The organism is Kibdelosporangium phytohabitans (genome assembly GCF_001302585.1).
Taxonomy (GTDB): Bacteria; Actinomycetota; Actinomycetes; order Mycobacteriales; family Pseudonocardiaceae; genus Kibdelosporangium; species Kibdelosporangium phytohabitans.
This window is the reverse complement of sequence record NZ_CP012752.1, coordinates 3,006,651-3,024,694: the sequence shown is the minus strand read 5'-3', so window position 1 is coordinate 3,024,694 and position 18,044 is coordinate 3,006,651. Positions and strand designations below refer to the sequence as shown.

Annotated in this window: 18 protein-coding genes; 8 read left to right on the top strand and 10 right to left on the bottom strand. The window is 65.4% G+C overall.

The genetic code is table 11. From position 1 onward, the window contains the following. Positions 1-2 precede the first annotated feature (2 nt). Positions 3-671, bottom strand: coding sequence for a response regulator transcription factor (locus AOZ06_RS14055; protein ID WP_054289799.1), 669 nt, complete (start codon positions 669-671; stop codon positions 3-5). Between the two features lie 158 nt (positions 672-829). Between AOZ06_RS14055 and AOZ06_RS14050 the strand changes: the two genes are divergently transcribed. The 5 genes from AOZ06_RS14050 (at position 830) to AOZ06_RS14030 (ending at position 4,827) form a co-directional block, all read left to right on the top strand. Next, positions 830-1,558 (top strand): amino acid ABC transporter ATP-binding protein, encoded by a 729-nt coding sequence (locus AOZ06_RS14050; protein WP_157233779.1) that lies wholly within the window; start codon positions 830-832, stop codon positions 1,556-1,558. Positions 1,559-1,612: 54 nt separating this feature from the next. Further along, the gene (locus AOZ06_RS14045; RefSeq protein WP_054289797.1) at positions 1,613-2,500 is read left to right on the top strand and encodes a glutamate ABC transporter substrate-binding protein; all 888 of its coding nucleotides are present in this window, start codon (positions 1,613-1,615) and stop codon (positions 2,498-2,500) included. Positions 2,501-2,584: 84 nt separating this feature from the next. Beyond that, complete coding sequence (locus tag AOZ06_RS14040) at positions 2,585-3,241, top strand: amino acid ABC transporter permease (RefSeq protein ID WP_054289796.1); 657 nt, start codon at positions 2,585-2,587, stop codon at positions 3,239-3,241. After that, a complete protein-coding gene (locus AOZ06_RS14035; protein ID WP_054289795.1) occupies positions 3,238-4,113 on the top strand; it encodes an amino acid ABC transporter permease in 876 nt (291 codons plus the stop codon). The genes AOZ06_RS14040 and AOZ06_RS14035 overlap by 4 nt, the downstream gene beginning before the upstream one ends. Before the next feature lie 81 nt (positions 4,114-4,194). Next, positions 4,195-4,827: a TetR/AcrR family transcriptional regulator gene (locus tag AOZ06_RS14030; protein ID WP_054289794.1), complete on the top strand. Its 633-nt coding sequence runs from the start codon at positions 4,195-4,197 to the stop codon at positions 4,825-4,827. A gap of 16 nt (positions 4,828-4,843) precedes the next feature. Here AOZ06_RS14030 and AOZ06_RS14025 read toward each other — a convergent pair whose 3' ends face one another. Then, entirely contained in the window at positions 4,844-5,737 is an 894-nt protein-coding gene (locus AOZ06_RS14025; RefSeq protein WP_054289793.1) for a LysR family transcriptional regulator, read from the bottom strand. Between the two features lie 71 nt (positions 5,738-5,808). Here AOZ06_RS14025 and AOZ06_RS14020 point away from each other — a divergent pair, with 71 nt between their 5' ends. Then, entirely contained in the window at positions 5,809-6,627 is an 819-nt protein-coding gene (locus AOZ06_RS14020; protein ID WP_054289792.1) for an SDR family NAD(P)-dependent oxidoreductase, read from the top strand. A 329-nt stretch (positions 6,628-6,956) separates the two neighbouring features. On the opposite strand, the gene AOZ06_RS14015 is transcribed toward AOZ06_RS14020, so the two are convergent. From AOZ06_RS14015 to AOZ06_RS14000, 4 genes are read right to left on the bottom strand one after another with little or no spacing between them, the layout of a single operon-like run. Next, complete coding sequence (locus AOZ06_RS14015; protein ID WP_054289791.1) at positions 6,957-7,718, bottom strand: succinate dehydrogenase/fumarate reductase iron-sulfur subunit; 762 nt, start codon at positions 7,716-7,718, stop codon at positions 6,957-6,959. Position 7,719: 1 nt separating this feature from the next. Continuing rightward, positions 7,720-9,618 (bottom strand): fumarate reductase/succinate dehydrogenase flavoprotein subunit, encoded by a 1,899-nt coding sequence (locus tag AOZ06_RS14010; protein ID WP_054289790.1) that lies wholly within the window; start codon positions 9,616-9,618, stop codon positions 7,720-7,722. 14 nt (positions 9,619-9,632) lie between these two features. Further along, positions 9,633-10,430, bottom strand: coding sequence for a hypothetical protein (locus AOZ06_RS14005; RefSeq protein WP_054289789.1), 798 nt, complete (start codon positions 10,428-10,430; stop codon positions 9,633-9,635). A 32-nt stretch (positions 10,431-10,462) separates the two neighbouring features. Then, positions 10,463-10,747: a hypothetical protein gene (locus tag AOZ06_RS14000; RefSeq protein ID WP_054289788.1), complete on the bottom strand. Its 285-nt coding sequence runs from the start codon at positions 10,745-10,747 to the stop codon at positions 10,463-10,465. Positions 10,748-11,428: 681 nt separating this feature from the next. On the opposite strand from AOZ06_RS14000, the gene edd reads away from it, so the two are divergent. Next, positions 11,429-13,276 (top strand): phosphogluconate dehydratase, encoded by a 1,848-nt coding sequence (gene edd, locus AOZ06_RS13995; RefSeq protein WP_236952209.1) that lies wholly within the window; start codon positions 11,429-11,431, stop codon positions 13,274-13,276. 8 nt (positions 13,277-13,284) lie between these two features. Beyond that, the gene (eda, locus tag AOZ06_RS13990) at positions 13,285-13,914 is read left to right on the top strand and encodes a bifunctional 4-hydroxy-2-oxoglutarate aldolase/2-dehydro-3-deoxy-phosphogluconate aldolase (RefSeq protein WP_054296633.1); all 630 of its coding nucleotides are present in this window, start codon (positions 13,285-13,287) and stop codon (positions 13,912-13,914) included. A 21-nt stretch (positions 13,915-13,935) separates the two neighbouring features. On the opposite strand, the gene AOZ06_RS56215 is transcribed toward eda, so the two are convergent. The 4 genes from AOZ06_RS56215 to AOZ06_RS13975 all read right to left on the bottom strand — a co-directional run bounded on the left by AOZ06_RS56215 (position 13,936) and on the right by AOZ06_RS13975 (position 17,875). After that, a complete protein-coding gene (locus AOZ06_RS56215) occupies positions 13,936-14,076 on the bottom strand; it encodes a hypothetical protein (protein ID WP_157233008.1) in 141 nt (46 codons plus the stop codon). Further along, positions 14,073-14,783 carry a regulatory protein RecX gene (locus AOZ06_RS62035; protein WP_083471673.1) on the bottom strand — a complete coding sequence of 237 codons (711 nt, stop codon included), beginning with the start codon at positions 14,781-14,783 and terminating at the stop codon, positions 14,073-14,075. The genes AOZ06_RS56215 and AOZ06_RS62035 overlap by 4 nt, the downstream gene beginning before the upstream one ends. A 1,712-nt stretch (positions 14,784-16,495) precedes the next feature. After that, positions 16,496-17,539, bottom strand: a complete 1,044-nt coding sequence (recA, locus tag AOZ06_RS13980) for a recombinase RecA (RefSeq protein WP_054289786.1) — start codon at positions 17,537-17,539, stop codon at positions 16,496-16,498. Between the two features lie 141 nt (positions 17,540-17,680). Next, positions 17,681-17,875 carry a DUF3046 domain-containing protein gene (locus AOZ06_RS13975; RefSeq protein ID WP_054289785.1) on the bottom strand — a complete coding sequence of 65 codons (195 nt, stop codon included), beginning with the start codon at positions 17,873-17,875 and terminating at the stop codon, positions 17,681-17,683. Between the last annotated feature and the right edge of the window lie 169 nt (positions 17,876-18,044).

Here is an 18,044-nt window from a genome sequence, read left to right as displayed (position 1 = left end):
GGCTACTCCGGACGCCCGGCTAGCCGGTATCCCACGCCGCGCACGGTCTCGATCAGCGCGGGCCGCCCCAGCTTCGTGCGCAGCGTCGCCACGTGCACGTCGAGCGAACGGTTCTCCGCCGCACCGCCGCGGCCCCACACCTCCGCCAGGATCTGGTCACGCGGGCAGACCGCGCCGCGCGCCGACATGACCAGCGCCAGCACCTGGAATTCTTTCCTCGACAAACCAATTGGCTCGCCCGCCACGGTGACCTCGTGCCTGCCGATGTCGACGCGCACGTCGTCGAACATGATCGGTCCCGTATCCACCTGGCCACGATCCGTGCTCCGCCTGCGAACGGCGTGCACCCTGGCGACCAACTCACCGACGTCATACGGTTTCACCAAGTAATCGTCGGCGCCCGCCTGCAAAGCCAGAATGCGATCATCCACCTCGCCGCGCGCGGACACGACAATCACCGAAACGTCACTCACCGCCCTGATCTGACGACAAAGTGTCATCCCGTCGATATCCGGCAGCCCCAGGTCCAGCAGAATCACGTCGACCTCGCCGACCAGGTCGAGCACCCCCTTGCCCTGAGCCATCCGCCGAACCGCCAGTCCGCGCTTGACCAGGGCCGGGACCAGCGCGTGAGCGACCCGGTCGTCGTCCTCGACAAGGAGCACTCGCACGCGTGTCCCTCCGCAGGTGTCATGACCATGTGACAGAGTTGAGACCCTAAGTGTTGCTCAAGGTCGCTGGACTGTGTGAGCCGAGCCCCCTAGGTTTCCGCCAACGCACGCTGGCCCGTTTTGGAGGATTGATGACCGAAGTTGCCGCCGCGCCTCCGATGATTCGGCTCAAGGCGGTCGACAAGTTCTTCGGGCCGTTGCATGTCCTCAAGGACATCAACCTCGAAATTCCCAAAGGCGAGGTCGTCGTCGTGCTCGGGCCCTCGGGGTCGGGCAAGTCGACGCTGTGCCGTGCGATCAACCGGCTCGAGCCGATCAACTCGGGCGTGATCGAGGTCGACGGTCAGCCGCTGCCCGCCGAGGGCAAGGACCTGGCACGGCTGCGCGCGGACGTGGGCATGGTGTTCCAGTCGTTCAACCTGTTCGCGCACAAGAGCATCGTCGACAACGTCACCCTCGCCCCGGTCAAGGTCCGCAAGATCGCCAAGGACGAGGCCCGCAAGACGGCCATGGAACTGCTCGAACGGGTCGGCATCGCCAACCAGTCCGACAAGTACCCCGCCCAGTTGTCCGGTGGCCAGCAGCAGCGCGTCGCCATCGCCCGCGCGCTGGCGATGCGACCGAAGGTGATGCTGTTCGACGAGCCGACCTCGGCGCTGGACCCGGAGATGGTCCAGGAAGTGCTGGACGTGATGACCAGCCTCGCCAAAGAGGGGATGACCATGCTGGTGGTCACCCACGAGATGGGCTTCGCGCGCAAAGCAGCCGATCGGGTGATTTTCATGGCCGACGGCGAGGTCGTGGAGGACTCGACTCCCGAGTCGTTCTTCACCGCGCCGAAATCCAACCGGGCGAAAGACTTCCTTGGCAAGATCCTGACCCATTGAGGATGACAGCGGCGTCCGCAGGGCGCGTCGCGTGAACAGCAGGAGATAGAGGACATGAGGGTTCGTACCCTGGCAGTTGGGCTGCTGGTCGGCGGTCTCGCACTGACCGCGTGTGGCAAGGAAGGCACACCGGGCGACACCGGCTCGCAGCCGCCGCCCCAGCAGGACGTCGCCACCGACGTGAAGGTGGCCGATTCGCCGACCTTCGACCGGATCAAGGGTCGCGGCAAGGTCATCATCGGTGTCAAGGAGGACCAGCCGGGCCTGGGCTTCAAGGACCCGACCACCGGCAAGTACTCCGGGTTCGACATCGAGATCGCCAACCTGGTCGCCGCCAAGCTCGGCTTCAAGCCGGAGCAGGTCGAGTACAAGGCTGTCGCGTCCGCCGGTCGTGAGGCCGCGATCGCCAACGGCAACGTCGACTACTACGTCGGCACGTACACGATCAACGCCAAGCGCAAGGAGCAGATCTCCTTCGCCGGTCCGTACTTCACCGCGGGCCAGGACCTGCTGGTGCGCAAGGACAACACCGACATCACCGGCCCGGAGACCCTCAAGGGCAAGAAGGTCTGCTCGGTGACCGGCTCGACCCCGATCCAGAAGGTCCGCAACGACAAGCTGACCGACCAGATCGTGGAGCTGCAGACCTACTCGCAGTGCGTCACCCAGCTCGACCAGAAGCAGATCGACGCCGTCACCACCGACGACGCGATCCTCAAGGGTTACGCCGCGCAGGAGAGCACCAAGTTCAAGGTCGTCGGCAAGACCTTCTCCCAGGAGCCGTACGGCATCGGCCTGCCCAAGGACGACAAGGCCTTCAAGGACAAGGTGACCCAGATCCTGCAGGGCGCGCTGGACGACGGCACCTGGCAGAAGATCTACGACAACACGCTGGGCAAGTCCGGCTCGCCGGCCACCAAGCCGACGCTCGACAAGTCCTGACGAAGTTCACCCGGTCGGTGGTCGAGTACTCCTCGGCCACCGACCGGCTTCATTGATGGTGTCCTCACCGCGGGCGGTAACCAGATGAATGTCCTGTTGGACAACAGCGATATCTTCCTCAACGGGTTCGTCAACACGGTCAAGCTGTTCCTCATCGCCGGGGTGCTGTGCCTGATCCTCGGCACGATCCTCGCGATGATGCGGGTCAGCCCGGTGCCGATCTTCCGTGCGTTCGGCACGGTGTACGTGACAGTGGTCCGCAACACCCCGTTGACGCTCGTCTTCTTCTTCTTCGCCTTCGCCTTCCCGCTGCTGGAGATCGTCGGCGAACTGCGCGACTACTACTTCTTCGCGGCAGTGATCGCGTTGACGCTCTACACATCGGCGTTCGTCTGCGAAGTCGTCCGCTCCGGCATCAACACCGTGCCGGTCGGTCAGATCGAGGCCTCGCGCGCGCTCGGCCTGACGTTCGGCCAGACGCTGTCCACCATCGTGCTCCCGCAGGCGACCCGCTCGGTGGTGCCGCCGATGGTCTCCACAATGGTGGCATTGCTGAAGAACACCACGATCGCCGCCGGTTTCTCGGTCGCCGAGGCCGGCGCGATCCGCGACATCCTGTCCGAGAAGGGCTACAACGTCACAGTCGGCATGCTCTGGGTGGCGCTGTTCTTCATCATCCTGGTCGTGCCGCTGACCCTCGTGCAGCGCAGCCTCGAGAAGCGTTGGAGTGTGGCCCGATGAGCGCATCCGCACTGTTCGACCTGCCGGGCCCCAAGGCCCGCATGCGCTACCGCCTCTACGCGGTCCTCGGCACGCTGCTGATCGTCGGTGTGATCGCCTTCGTGATCTACAAGTTCCTCGACGCCGGTCAGTTCGACGGCAAGCTGTGGGAGTGGATCGAGTACGAGAAGATCCAGACCGACCTGGTGGCGGCGCTGGGCAAGACGCTGACGGCGTTCGCCGTGTCAGCCGTGCTGTCGCTGCTGTTCGGTGCGGTCTTCGCCGCGGGCAGGCTGTCCGACCACGCGATCTTCCGCGTGCCGTCGATGGTCATCGTGGAGCTGTTCCGCGCGATCCCCGCCGTGATCATGATGTTCATGTTCCACTACGGACTGAAGTTCGGTGACCCGTTCAACTCCGTGGTGGCCGCGTTGTCGCTCTACAACGGATCGGTGCTCGCGGAGGTCTTCCGCGCGGGCATCCTGTCGTTGCCGCGTGGGCAGAGCGAAGCCGCGTACGCGGTCGGCATGCGCAAGACCCAGGTGATGGTGCTGGTGCTCCTCCCGCAGGCACTGCGGGCGATGCTCCCAGCCATCATCAGCCAGCTCGTGGTCGTGCTGAAGGACACCGCTCTCGGCTTCCTGATCACCTACGAGGAGCTGCTGTACTACGCACGCAACCTCGGTGGCGTGGCGCAGTTCGGGCGCCCGTTGATCCCGGTGACGATCGTGGTCGCGGCCATGTACATCACCATGTGCCTGCTGATGGCGTGGCTGGCCAACTACCTGGCCAAGCGGGAACGCAAGAGCAAGAAACACCTCGACACGGGCGACGACGACGGCCCGCTGCCGAACAAACCCGTGCTCATGGATTCGACAGCATCAACCATGTAGGAAAGCGGCTTTCAGTGCGCACCAGCCGACCGGCTGGTGCGCACTGAATCATTGTTACGGCAGCCGTGCTCTAATCACTCCGTGAGGTCGAAAGCGTCGGCGAAGACGCGGGACAAGGTACTCGAAGCCGCCAGGGCCCTGTTCAACGAACAGAGCACAGCAGCTGTGAGCCTCGACGACATAGCCACGGCCGCCAAGATCAGTCCTGAGGACCTCGCACACCACTTCCGTGAGAAGCAGGAGATCGTCCGCGCGTTGTTCGACCAGTACTGGCGTGCGCTGGACGGCCGCTGGTACCCGGACAAGGACCCGGCGAGAAACGTCGCGATGATGGTCCGCAACCTGAAGGACATGACCACCCTTCGGTGGGATTTCCGCTTCTTCCAGCGGGAAATGCTTCTCCTGCTGCGCGCCGACACCCGGTTGAGATCCGCTTACGAGGCCGTGTCCGAACGCCGGTTCAGCGAGATGCGCGTGTTCGCCCAGCAGTTGGTCCTGCAGGACATGGTGCGGGTGCCGCGGCTGCCGCGCACGATCGACGACCTGCTGATGGCGGTGTGGCTGATCACCGAGGGCTGGCAGGCGTACCTCGACCTCACCGGCACCCCCGCCGACCAGGACCAGGTCGGCAGGCTCGACGACCTGCTGATGGTGGCGATCGACCCGTACCTGACCGACCGCGGCCGGGAACTGTTCGAGAAGCTGGCCCAGTAGTCGACCAGCAGTTGGCTCAGTAGTGCGACTCGATCACCTCGGCGAGGCGTGCGGCCGGCTCGGGCAGCGGGTGCCGCAGCCACGCCAGGACCGTGCGCCTGGATTCGGTCGACCCGCCTCGGACGTCGATGACCCGCACGCCCTGCGGCACGATCCGTGTCAGTGAGTCGGACACTGTGGTGATGCCGCACCCAGCGGCCACCAGGCTGAGTTTCGCCAGCCAGTCACGGGCGGTGTGGGCGATCCGGGGCCGCTCGTCCAGTCCTGGCCACACCCCCATCTCGGTCGCCGACGCACTGGCGATCCACTGCTGACCGTGCAGCTCGGTGACAGTGACCCAGTCACGCCCGGCGAACGGGTGCGTCGCGGGCACTGCGAGCCTCAGGCTGCGTTCAGCCAGCTTTCGTGTCCGGAACGCGGGTGTCACGGCATCGAAAGGGCGAAACGGTGGCGCTGAGGCCAGCAACGCCAGGTCGATCGTCCCCGCTCGCAGCGCCCGGACCAGACTGGGCGTACTACCTTCCCGCGTGAGCACGGTTATGGTGGGATTTGTGCGGCGCAGCTCGGCAACGGCTTGCGGAACCACGACAGCGCCCGCTATGGGGAACCAGCCGAGCCGCACTGTCCCGCCCTCGACAGGCAGGCCCGCGAGTTCCCGCGCCGCCGCGTCGATCTGATCGACCACAGCGGCCGCTCGCCGCAGCACCACATGCCCAGCAGGCGTCAGCCGAACGCCGTCATGCCGCCGTTCCAGCAGTTCGGCCTTGGCCACTCGTTCCAGGGAAGCGATCTGACGGGACACCGCCGACTGCGTGTACCCCAGCGCGGTCGCCGCCGCTGTGAGCGTGCCCCGCTCAGCGACCTCGCGGAACACCCGCAGCGCGACCAGAGACACGTCCATGAAGTCCATGCCGATTACGCATACCAGGTTTGCGAGACTTTCGTTGGCCGCATAACCCGGATCGTCCTAACTTGAAGGACATGATCGCTTTGGTCACCGGAGCCAACCAGGGAATCGGGTTCGCGCTCATCGAGGAACTCGCCGCACGACTGGGCGAGAACGACAGGATCCTGCTCACCGGCCGCGACCGGACACGAGTAACCGACGCCGCCACCAAGCTCGGCGGGCAGGTCGAAGGACGCGTGCTGGACGTCACCGACGCCTCGGCAGTCGCGAAGCTCGCCGCAGAACTGGGTGCGGTCGACATCGTGTTCTCCAACGCGATCGGACCACTCACCCCAGACCGTCCGCAGTCCGAACAAGCTGACACCTTCGTCGCCGTGGCCAACGGCGGAACGCACGCGATGCTGCGGTCGTTCCTCCCGATCCTGCGACCAGGTGGCCGGTTCATCGTGGTGGCGAGCTCGTTGGGCACGCTGGACCACCTCGACGCGCCGCTGCGGCCGTTGTTCGACCGAGTTTCACTCGATCAGGTGGAATCCGCAGTCGACCAGTGGCTGTCGGCGATCCACGACGGAACCGCGGAAGCAAGCGGATGGCCGGAATGGATCAACCTGCCCTCGAAGGTCGCTCAAGTCGCCGCAGTCAGAGCCGTTGCAGCACAACGACGTCCCCAGGACATCGCCGACGGCACACTGGTCGCCGCGATGTGCCCGGGACTGGTCAACACCCGTGCGTCAAGGCCGTGGTTCGAGCGAGTGGAAGAAGCACAGACACCAGCGGAAGCGGCAGGCAAGATGCTCGACTTCGTCCTCGCCGACCTCGACCCGGCGGCGTACGGCGAACTCATCCGGTTCGGCCAGGTCCTGCCATGGCACGGCAAGGACAACAACGAATGACCACACCGGCAACCCGACACCGCACCCAGTGACGCAAAAAGTCCCTTCCCAGGATCGTCGCAACGCCTGAGGTCCCCAGCCAGACCAAGCGGATGGTTGCGTCGTCCGCCATCCAAAGTCAGCCGAGAACGCACCAAGGAAAGCAACCCGGACGGGGCGCCTGCACACCGTCGCCACCCTGCGGGGACCTGATCGATCCGGCGCTACGGCGGACATCCTGTCGAGGGCTCGACCTGGTTCACCGGAAGTCGCGAGATGAGATGTGCCAGTGCTCGGAAAAGACGTCGCCTGCCCCCAGCGCCGATGCTGGAGGCAGGCGACTGGGGTGATCAGCTCTTCTTCGACGAACGCCGGAACAGCTTGTTGCCCAGCCACACGACCGGGTCGTAGCGACGACCGGCGACGCGCTCCTTCATCGGGATCAGCGCGTTGTCGGTGATCTTGATGTGTTCCGGGCAGACCTCGGTGCAGCACTTGGTGATGTTGCAGTATCCGAGGCCGTGCTCGTCCTGCGCGGCGTCGCGGCGGTCGGCCGTGTCCAGCGGGTGCATCTCCAGCTCCGCCACCCGCATCAGGAACCGCGGCCCGGAGAACGCTTCCTTGTTCTCCTCGTGGTCACGGATGACGTGGCACGTGTTCTGGCACAGGAAGCACTCGATGCACTTGCGGAACTCCTGCGAACGCTCGACGTCCACCTGCTGCATCCGGTACTCGCCCGGCTTGAGGTCCGGCGGCGGCGTGAACGACTGCACCTCGCGTGCCTTGGTGTAGTTGAACGACACGTCCGTCACCAGGTCGCGGATCACCGGGAACGTCCGCATCGGCGTCACGGTGATCAGCTCGTCCTCGTCGAACGTCGACATCCGCGTCATGCACAGCAGCCGCGGCTTGCCGTTGATCTCCGCCGAGCACGAGCCGCACTTGCCCGCCTTGCAGTTCCAGCGAACTGCCAGGTCAGGCGCCTGCGTCGCCTGCAGCCGGTGGATGATGTCGAGAACGACCTCGCCCTCGTTCACCTCGATCACGTAGTCGCGAAGCTCGCCGGAGTCCTCGTCACCACGCCACACCCGGAATTGCGCTTTGTATCCCATGTCAGGCTTTCCTTCCCGGGTGCGCGGCCAGCTCATCGCCGGTGTAGTACTTCTCCAGCTCGCCGATCTCGAACAGCTCGAACAGCTCCTGGCGCATCGGGATCTGGGGCTGCTCCACCACTGACACGTCCGAACCGTCAGTCGAACACACCAGGAGCTTGTTGCGCCAGTTCGCGTTCATCGACGGGTGGTCGTCACGGGTGTGCCCGCCGCGGCTCTCCTCCCGCAGCAGCGCGGCCCTGGCCACGCACTCGCTGACCAGGATCATGTTGTCCAGGTCGATCGCGAGGTGCCAGCCCGGGTTGAACTGCCGGTGGCCCTCCACCGCGATGTTCGGGATCCGCGCCTTGATCTCGTCGATCTTCTCCAGCGCCTGCCGGATCTCGCCGGCCTTGCGGATGATCCCGACGAGGTCGTTCATCGACTGCTGCAGCTCGGAGTGCAGCGTGTACGGGTTCTCCTCCACGCCACCACCCCGCGGGTCGAACGACCGCACCGCACCTTCCGCCGCGGTGTCCACATCGGACTGCGAGATCTCCGGGCGAGCCGACAGGCCTTCGACGTAGTCCGCGGCACCCGAGCCCGCACGACGACCGAACACCAGCAGGTCGGACAAGGAGTTGCCGCCCAGGCGGTTCGATCCGTGCATGCCGCCCGCGACCTCACCGGCAGCGAACAGACCGGGCACCCTGGCCGCGGCCGTGTCCGGATCGACCTCGACGCCACCCATCACGTAGTGGCAGGTCGGCCCGACCTCCATCGGCTCCGCGGTGATGTCGACGTCCGCCAGTTCCTTGAACTGGTGGTGCATCGACGGCAGCCTGCGGCGGATCTCCTCGGCGGGCATCCGGCTGGAGATGTCGAGGAACACACCGCCGTGCGGGGATCCCCGCCCTGCCTTGACCTCCGAGTTGATCGCACGGGCCACCTCGTCACGCGGCAACAGGTCCGGCGTGCGCCGGTTGTTGTCGGGGTCGGTGTACCAGCGGTCGGCCTCTTCTTCGTTGTCCGCGTACTTGTCCTTGAAGACCTCAGGGATGTAGTCGAACATGAAGCGCTTGCCCTCGGAGTTGCGCAGCACGCCACCGTCGCCGCGAACACCTTCGGTGACAAGGATTCCCTTGACACTCGGCGGCCAGACCATGCCGGTCGGGTGGAACTGGATGAACTCCATGTTGATCAGCGTCGCACCGGCCTTCAACGCCAGGGCGTGACCGTCGCCGGTGTACTCCCACGAGTTCGAGGTGACCTTGAAGGACTTGCCGATGCCACCGGTGGCCAGCACCACGGCGGGCGCCTCGAACAGGATGAACCGGCCGGACTCACGCCAGTAGCCGAACCCACCGGCGATCTTGTCGCCGTCCTTGAGCAACTCCGTGATGGTGCACTCGGCGAAAACCTTGATCTTCGCCTCGTAGTCGCCGGTCTCCTTGTGGTCTTCCTGTTGCAGCGACACGATCTTCTGCTGCAGCGTGCGGATCAGCTCGAGGCCGGTCCGGTCACCGACGTGCGCCAGCCGCGGATACTCGTGGCCACCGAAGTTGCGCTGCGAGATCCGGCCGTCCTTGGTGCGGTCGAACAACGCGCCGTACGTCTCGAGCTCCCAGACGCGGTCCGGGGCTTCCTTGGCGTGCAGCTCGGCCATCCGCCAGTTGTTCAGGAACTTCCCGCCACGCATGGTGTCGCGGAAGTGCACCTGCCAGTTGTCATTGCTGTTCGCGTTGCCCATGGAGGCGGCGACGCCGCCTTCGGCCATCACGGTGTGGGCCTTGCCGAACAAGGACTTGCAAACCACGGCGGTACGCAGACCGCGCTGCCGGGCCTCGATTGCGGCGCGGAGACCGGCACCGCCGGCTCCGATCACGACAACGTCGTACGTGTGCCGCTCGACCTGGGTCATTTACTTCCTCTTTCTCACACGAAGCGCAGGTCGGAGATCGCACCGCTGGCAACGAGCATCACGTACAGGTCGGTGAGCATCAGCGTGCCGAGAGTGATCCATGCCAACTGCATGTGCCGGACGTTCAGCTTGGACACGACAGTCCACAGCTTGTACCGGATCGGATGGGCGGAGAAGTGCTTCAGCCTGCCACCAGCGATGTGGCGGCATGAGTGGCAGGACAGCGTGTACGCCCAGAGCATGACCACGTTGATCAGGAGGATGACGTTGCCGAGCCCCATGCCGAAGCCGCCGTCCGGTGAGTGGAAGGCGACGATGGCGTCATAGGTGTTGACGAGCGCGACCAGACCCGCGACGTAGAAGAAGTAACGGTGCAGGTTCTGCAGGATCAGCGGGAACTTCGTTTCCCCCGAGTACTCCACGCGCGGCTCGGCCACCGCGCAGGCGAGCGGCGACTGCCAGACCGAGCGGTAGTACGCCTTCCGGTAGTAGTAGCAGGTGAGCCGGAAGCCCAGCAGGAACGGCAGGGCGAGGAAGCCCATCGGGATCCAGCCTGGCAGCTCGCCTATCCACTGGCCGAAATGCGACGAACCCGCTACGCACGACTCGCTGATGCAGGGCGAGTAGAACGGCGTCAGGTAGTGGTAGTCGTTGACCCAGTACCACTTGCCCATGAATGACCGGCCGGTCGCGTAAATGACGAACGTCGCCAGGCCGAGATTCGTCAGCAGCGGCGGGAGCCACCACCGGTCGGTGCGCAGATTGCGCACCGGGACCCGCGCCCGGCCCGGCGCGTTGATTCCAACGGTCATCTGTCCTCAGTTCGGGGGTTTGACTTCTTTGTCTAGTCGTCGTGGCGGACGAACTCGTCGTCGGCACCGCGCCACATCGCCGGGTCGTACGGGGTGTCGGGCACGACCACGACATCGTGCTCGGACACCTGCGGGCGGCGCGGCTGAGGAGTCGCGGGTTCACTGCGGAACTCCGCGGTGTCGATGTCCAACCGCTCAACGTCGTTGACGAGCCTGCGCACGGCTGGGATGTCGCCGTACTTGGCACGCAACTCACCCACGGCCTGCTTGACCTGACCGATCGCACGCTGCAGCTCAGTGATGTCGCTCATCGACATGACCCGACTCCATTCACCGTTGGAACACACGCCAGCTACTTCGGGTGCGTCCGTCAGTCGGCCCCTATCGCCTTCGGGGTCGGTGGTGGACGCCCCTCTTGCCGCCGACTGTGCCGCGCCGGTGACCTTGTGACAAGTACCACAGGACATGATCCGCTCTGTGACCGGCTCAACACGCACTCGGCTCGAGCTGGATCGATCTTTGTGTTCGATGTCACCGGCCTGAACCAGGTACCCATCCCATGATCGGGATCAATATGTGACGGCGGGCACATTTTACGGCTTTGACCAGGGGACAGATCACCTGAGTAGTCCACCCATTGGAACACCGGTCGAATGTCGAGAAGATCACAAAGGGCCGTCCGCGCGACCCCGGCAACGGATAATCAGGGGTCTCCCACCTCTCCCCGCGTTCCGGCCGATCGAGCCGGCGCGTGGCCGACGACGAGGCACTTCCCGCGAAGCGATACCGAACTGGTCGACTCGCCGTAACTGGATCGATACCGCCCTGTCGCCTTAGGGGTCGTGCCAAACGTCTCGGATTCACCCCAGACCTCACCCCGATTTTTCTTAATCGATTTTGAACCCTCGGGCCTAGATGGCTACGTTGTGCCTTGTCACCACCTGTCAGCACCGTGTGCGACGCCAGCGTTGCCGTCATCACCGATCAGGGAGGCCGCAGTGCACACGAAGCTCCACCGCGTTGTCGGCGATGTCACGCAACGTATTGCCGAACGCAGTGCGCCCACCCGTCAGGCATATCTGGACCGGGTGCGCGGCATGGCGACGGACGGACCGGCGCGGGCTGGGATGGCCTGCAGCAACCTCGCGCACGGCTTTGCCGCGTGTGAAGGCGCCGACCGGCTGGCCGTGCGGGGATTGACCAAACCAGGCGTTGCGATCGTGTCGTCGTACAACGATCTGCTTTCGGCTCACCAGCCGCTGCACGAGTACCCGGAGTGGCTCAAGGACTCCGTGCGCGAAGTTGGCGGTGTCGCCCAGTTCGCCGGTGGCGTGCCCGCGATGTGCGACGGCATCACGCAGGGCCGTGCGGGGATGGAACTCTCGCTGTTCAGCCGCGAGGTCATCGCGATGTCGACGGCGATCGCGCTGTCGCACGAGATGTTCGACGGCGCCCTGCTGCTCGGCGTGTGTGACAAGATCGTTCCTGGGCTTCTGATCGGCGCCCTGTCGTTCGGGCACCTGCCGGCGATTCTCGTTCCCGCAGGGCCAATGACGTCAGGACTGCCCAACAAGGAGAAAGCCCGCGTCCGGCAGCTCTTCGCCGAGGGATTGGCGACACGCGAGCAGTTGCTCGCCGCCGAATCCGCGTCCTACCACGGGCCTGGAACGTGCACGTTCTACGGCACGGCCAATTCCAACCAGATGGTCGTGGAAGTGATGGGCCTGCACCTGCCAGGCTCGAGCTTCGTCCACCCGCACACGCCGCTTCGCCGCGCGCTGACGGAGGAAGCAGGTCGTCAGATCGTGCGGCTGACGCAGACACGCGGGCAGTACACGCCGATCTCCGAGATCGTGGACGAGAAATCCATCGTCAACGGCGTTGTGGCGCTGCTGGCGACCGGCGGGTCGACGAACCACACGTTGCACCTGCCCGCTGTCGCCGCTGCCGCGGGCATCCAGTTGACGTGGGACGACTTCGCGGATCTGTCAGCGGTCGTGCCGTTGGTGGCGCGGGTGTACCCGAACGGAAGTGCTGACATCAACCACTTCCAGGCCGCCGGTGGTGTGCAGTTCCTCGTCAACACGTTGCTGGACGCGGGCCTGCTGCACCGGGACGTGCAGACGGTCGCGGGTGGCGGCCTTGACCTCTACCGGCAGGAACCTGTGCTGGAGAACGGAAAGCTGATCTGGCGCGACGGTCCGGTGGACAGCCTCGACACCACTGTCCTGCGCAGCGTCGACGACCCGTTCGAGCCGGACGGTGGCTTGCGGATGCTGTCAGGCAACCTCGGTCGCGCGGTGATCAAGGTGTGCGCTGTCCAGCACGAGAACTGGATCGTGGAGGCCCCGGCGCGGGTGTTCGAGAACCAGGAGCAGTTGACCGCGGCTTTCAAGGCGGGTGAGCTCAACCGCGATGTCGTTGTGGTTGTGCGCAACCAGGGGCCGAAGGCGAACGGGATGCCGGAGCTGCACGGATTGACGCCCGCGTTGGGTGCGTTGATGGACCGCGGCCACAAGGTCGCGTTGGTGACCGACGGGCGGATGTCCGGTGCGTCCGGCAAAGTCCCCGCGGCGATCCAGGTTTCACCCGAATCGGTGGCGGGCGGACCGCTCGCCCGGCTGCGTGACGGTGACGTCATCCGGCTGGACGCCGAACACGGCAGGCTCGAAGTCCTCGCCGGCCCCGCGGAGTTCGCCGCACGACCCGCTGCGGACGTGGACCGGCCAGCGTGGGAAGGCACAGGCCGCGAGTTGTTCAGCGCGTTGCGCAACGCTGTCGGCCCTGCCGAACACGGGGCTACGGTGTTCCCAGGACAGTTGACATCGATGGGGGAGCTGGCTTGACCACCCGTTTGATCACGGCCGAAGAAGTGCTCGACCTGTCACCGGTGATCCCGGTCGTGGTGATCGACGACGTCGGCCACGCGGTACCGGTCGCGGAAGCGTTGCTGGCGGGCGGGGTTCCGCTGATCGAACTGACCCTGCGCACTCCGGTGGCGCTCGAGGGGATCCAGCGAATCAGCAAAGAAGTCCCGGACATCCTCATCGGTGCGGGCACAGTGACCTCGGCGCCGTTGGCAGCACAGGCCGCGGAGGCGGGAGCGTCCTTCCTGGTGACGCCAGGTTCAACCGATAGTGTGATCGACGCCTGCGAGGCAACGGCGTTGCCGTTCCTGCCGGGCGCCGGCACAGTCACCGAGGCCATGCGGCTGGCGGAGCGGGGTCTGACAGCGCTGAAGTTCTTCCCAGCGGAAGCGTCCGGTGGCGTGGAGTACCTGAAAGCGCTCGGCGGTCCGCTGCCTGGCCTGAGGTTCTGCCCGACAGGGGGGATCTCAGTGGACACAGCACCGGACTACCTGGCGTTGCCGAACGTCGGCTGTGTCGGTGGTTCCTGGCTCGTGCCGAAGAAAGCCCTGGCGGACAACGACTTCGACCGAGTGAAGACTCTGGCGAAAGCAACAGCGGCCCTGCGACCAGCGTGACACGAACCGGTCGCGGGTGCGTTAGCCGACGTTTGCCACGTCGAGTTCGATGACGTAACCGGTGTGGGAGAGTCCCTCTTCACGTTTCTCCCACCCGGTGGCCTGCTGCACCGGCCGCAGCACTTCAGTTGCCAGTGGGATATCCACTCCCATGGTGTTCATTCGATGGTGTCCAGAAGATCGGTCTCGTCGCCCACGTTGGCCAGTTCGTCCTTGACGACACGATAGGCCAGACCCTGCGAATAGCCCTTCCGGGCAAGCATGCCGACAAGGCGGCGGATCTTGGTCTGCTGATCGGCGGACCGCATCGAAGGCAGTTTCTTGCGCACGAGCAGCCGAGCCCGCTCCTCCTCAGCGTCCTCATCCACGGCGGCGACAGCCTCTGCAGCGGTGTCATTGTCAACACCACGACGACGAAGCTCGACACTCAACGCCTTACGACCCATTCCCTGATAGGTGTGGCGTGAGCGGACCCACATCTCGGCAAAAGCCTTGTCATCGATGAGCCCGACCTGATCGAGCCTGCCGAGCACCCGCTCAGCAACCTCAGGCGAAACTTCCTTCCGCAGCAAAGCCTTGTACAACTCAGCCCGGGTACGAGGGCGAGCGGTGAGCAAGGTCAGGCAGACGTCCTTGGCATAGGCCTCAGGATCACGCCCGTCACCATTGGCCCCCTTGGCCTTACGCGCCCGCCGACGCTCCTCCCCAGCCTCTGCCTTATCCCCCGAAGCCCGACGGCGGCCCCGTCGCGACTCACCACGGCGACCATCACCAGCAGACGGCGACGTGAACGGATCAGCCCCACCACTGCCAGAAGCCTCAGAATCCGCCGCCCCAGAGACACTTCCCGCCCGACGACGTGAGCCCATCGAATCAGAACGCCCCGTCAACGCATCCGAGGGCACTTCAGCGATCCGGCCCCGCAACTCGTCCAGACGAGGATCACGCGAAGAAGAACCACGCCGAACCACAGGCTCGTTCGGGTCAGTAACCGTTTCGTCGTGCGCAGACCGGTTTCGGCGATCCCCAGATCGTCGGTCAGCCGGGCCCGTCCTGTACGAGTCAGGGGCTTCCGCGTCGCGCGCGACACCTTCCCTCGACACCCGACCATCGTGAGAATCGACGGTGGCCTTCACCGATGACTCCCCATCCCCATCGACTGCCCGAGCGGGAAAAGAGTCCGACTCAACGTCACGCGAGGACGACACAGGCTGCGGTGCCGCGGCGGATTCCGAACTCACGCCACTACCAACACCGTCACGATGTGTCTGCTCATCGCAAGTCACAGCACCAGTGGAAGGAGAGCCTGCGACCAGTTCCGTCATCCAGGCACGCAACTCATCCACTCGAGCATCCCGCGCGGAAGACGAAGTTTGTGACTCCGCAACCACACCATTCTCATCGACAGCGCGCTTCCTGGCCGCACGGCCACCATGAGACTTGCTGCTCTTCGCTGATGACTCCCCAGCCACATCGACTTCCTGAGCGCGAAGAATGTCCGACTCAACGCCACGTGAAGAAGAAGCCGGGCGCGGCGCCGCAGTGTCAGCGACTGCATCACCATCGGACACCTGAGTCTCAGACACGAAGCCATGGGACGAAGGCTCAGCAATCACTTCTGCCATTCGAGCACGAAGCTCCGCCAACTGCCCCGCACGCGAGGGACCACCAGCCGCAGACGCGGGCCGCGACGCCCTGATCTCAGCATCGACGTCATCCCGACCACCAGCGCCGTCCGCAAACATCTCACGATCCCCAGCCTGACTGCGAGACACAGAAACAGCACGCATCGACGACCCAATGCCATCAATCTCGGCCACCGCGTCGTGCACGATCGCCTCAGCCACCTGAGCACCACGCGCCGCCGCGGACTCCTCCTGCGAAGAAGAACCAGCCATAGGCGTGAGCGGCGAAGCTGTCGCCTCGGCAACAACACCATCCCCACTGCCAGCGTCCCCCGCAGCCACGTCACGACCACCGGCCACCTGCACCCCAGGCACAAAGCCAGCACCCAAAGAAGACTCAACAACCGCCGAAGACTCAACCGGCGCCGCTACCCGAACACCACGCCCCGCCGCGAACTCCTCCCGCGAAGAAGCGCCAGTCGAACTCGACGAGAAACCAACCATAGGCGTGAGCGGTGAAACCGTCGCCTCGGCAACGGCGCCATCCCCACTGCCAGCGTCCTCTGCAGGTGTCTCGCGATCGATGGTCGCATCGGCGGTGGGCACAAGAGGCTCGACCGGGTCGGTGGGCGCATCTGTCGCCCGGCCGCGAAGCCCATCCGGCTGGGGATCGGCCGGAGGCATGTGCTCGATGTGGGCGGGCTGCTCGGTGTGTTTGGTGTGGGCGGTGTGTTCGGCTGGCTCGGTGGCCGGCGGGGTGCTTTTTTGGGTATCCCGCCCGGCCTTCGGTGCCACGTCTGGCTCCGAAGGCCGGTGTGCGGGATGTGTCGGCGCCGGCGGGGTCGGTTCTTCCCCGGCCCAAGGGTCGATACTCGGTTCCGCCGGTGCCTGGGCTCGCTGGTCTGTCACCCAGTCCTTGAGCCACGTCAAATCGCCAGCAGGCTCTGGCTCCGGCATCAGAAGTCGACGGGGGCCGGGGCCGCTTCCTCGGCGTCGAGCTTCGGGCCGATCCCCATCTTGTCCTGGATGCGCTTCTCGATGTCGTTGGCGACATCCGGGTTCTCGCGCAGGAACCGGCGCGCGTTCTCCTTGCCCTGCCCCAACTGGTCGCCCTCGTAGGTGTACCAGGCACCGGACTTGCGCAGGATGCCCTGGTCGACGCCCATGTCGATGAGCGAACCCTCGCGGCTGACGCCGAAGCCGTAGAGGATGTCGAACTCCGCCTGCTTGAACGGCGGAGCCACCTTGTTCTTGACGACCTTGACCCTGGTGCGGTTGCCGACCGGCTCACCGCCGTCCTTCAGGGTCTCGATGCGCCGCACGTCGAGCCGGACCGACGCGTAGAACTTCAGCGCCTTTCCACCGGTGGTCGTCTCCGGCGACCCGAACATCACGCCGACCTTCTCGCGCAGCTGGTTGATGAAGATCGCGGTGGTGCCGGAGTTGCTCAGCGCACCGGTGATCTTGCGCAGCGCCTGGCTCATCAGCCGGGCCTGCAGACCCACGTGGCTGTCGCCCATCTCGCCCTCGATCTCGGCACGGGGCACGAGCGCCGCGACCGAGTCGATCACCAGGATGTCCAGCGCGCCGGAGCGGATCAGCATGTCCGCGATCTCCAGCGCCTGCTCACCGGTGTCCGGCTGGGAGACCAACAGCGCGTCGGTGTCCACGCCGAGCGCCTTGGCGTACTCGGGGTCGAGCGCGTGCTCGGCGTCGATGAACGCGGCGATGCCGCCTGCCTTCTGGGCGTTGGCCACGGCGTGCAGGGCGACGGTCGTCTTACCGGAGGATTCCGGGCCGTAGATCTCGACGATGCGGCCGCGGGGCAGGCCGCCGATCCCGAGCGCCACGTCCAGGACGATCGAGCCGGTCGGGATGACTTTGATCGGGGCACGCGCCTCCTCGCCGAGACGCATGACCGAGCCCTTGCCGTACTGCTTGTCGATCTGGGCGAGGGCGAGCTCGAGGGCCTTGCCCCGGTCGGGTGCTGCTGGTGCCATCTGAAGTCCACCTCGTTGGTTCGAGCGGTCTGTGTCGGAGGAGACGCTACGGGTGGGGACCGACAATTTCGGGGGACCGCCGATCCCGGTGCGCGGCCATCGTAGCGAACACGTGTTCGACCCGTTCCGGCGACACGCCGGTCAGCGTCGTTCCGGTGGGACCGCGAAGTCGTCGCAGACCGCGCGCCAGATCTCCTTCGGTTCGACACCCGCGGCGAGCGCCTGGTCGACGGTACGCCCGCCGAGCGCGCCGAGGACGTGGTCACGGGCGAGCATCTCGGCGCGGACCGCGCCGAACTCGTCTGCCATCAGGTTTCGGAAGACCGTAGTACGCATCGGCGACTAGGTTAGTGAGCGTGCAACCACCCAGCGGACTCGAGTCGGCGGGCCTGTGGGTCCTGTCTTTCGCCAGCGTGATCGCCGCACTGGTCGTGATCGTCTTCTGGCTGCGCAACAACCGCAAGCGGTAGTACCGTCGCGGGCGAGGCGAGATCGGAGCAGCACC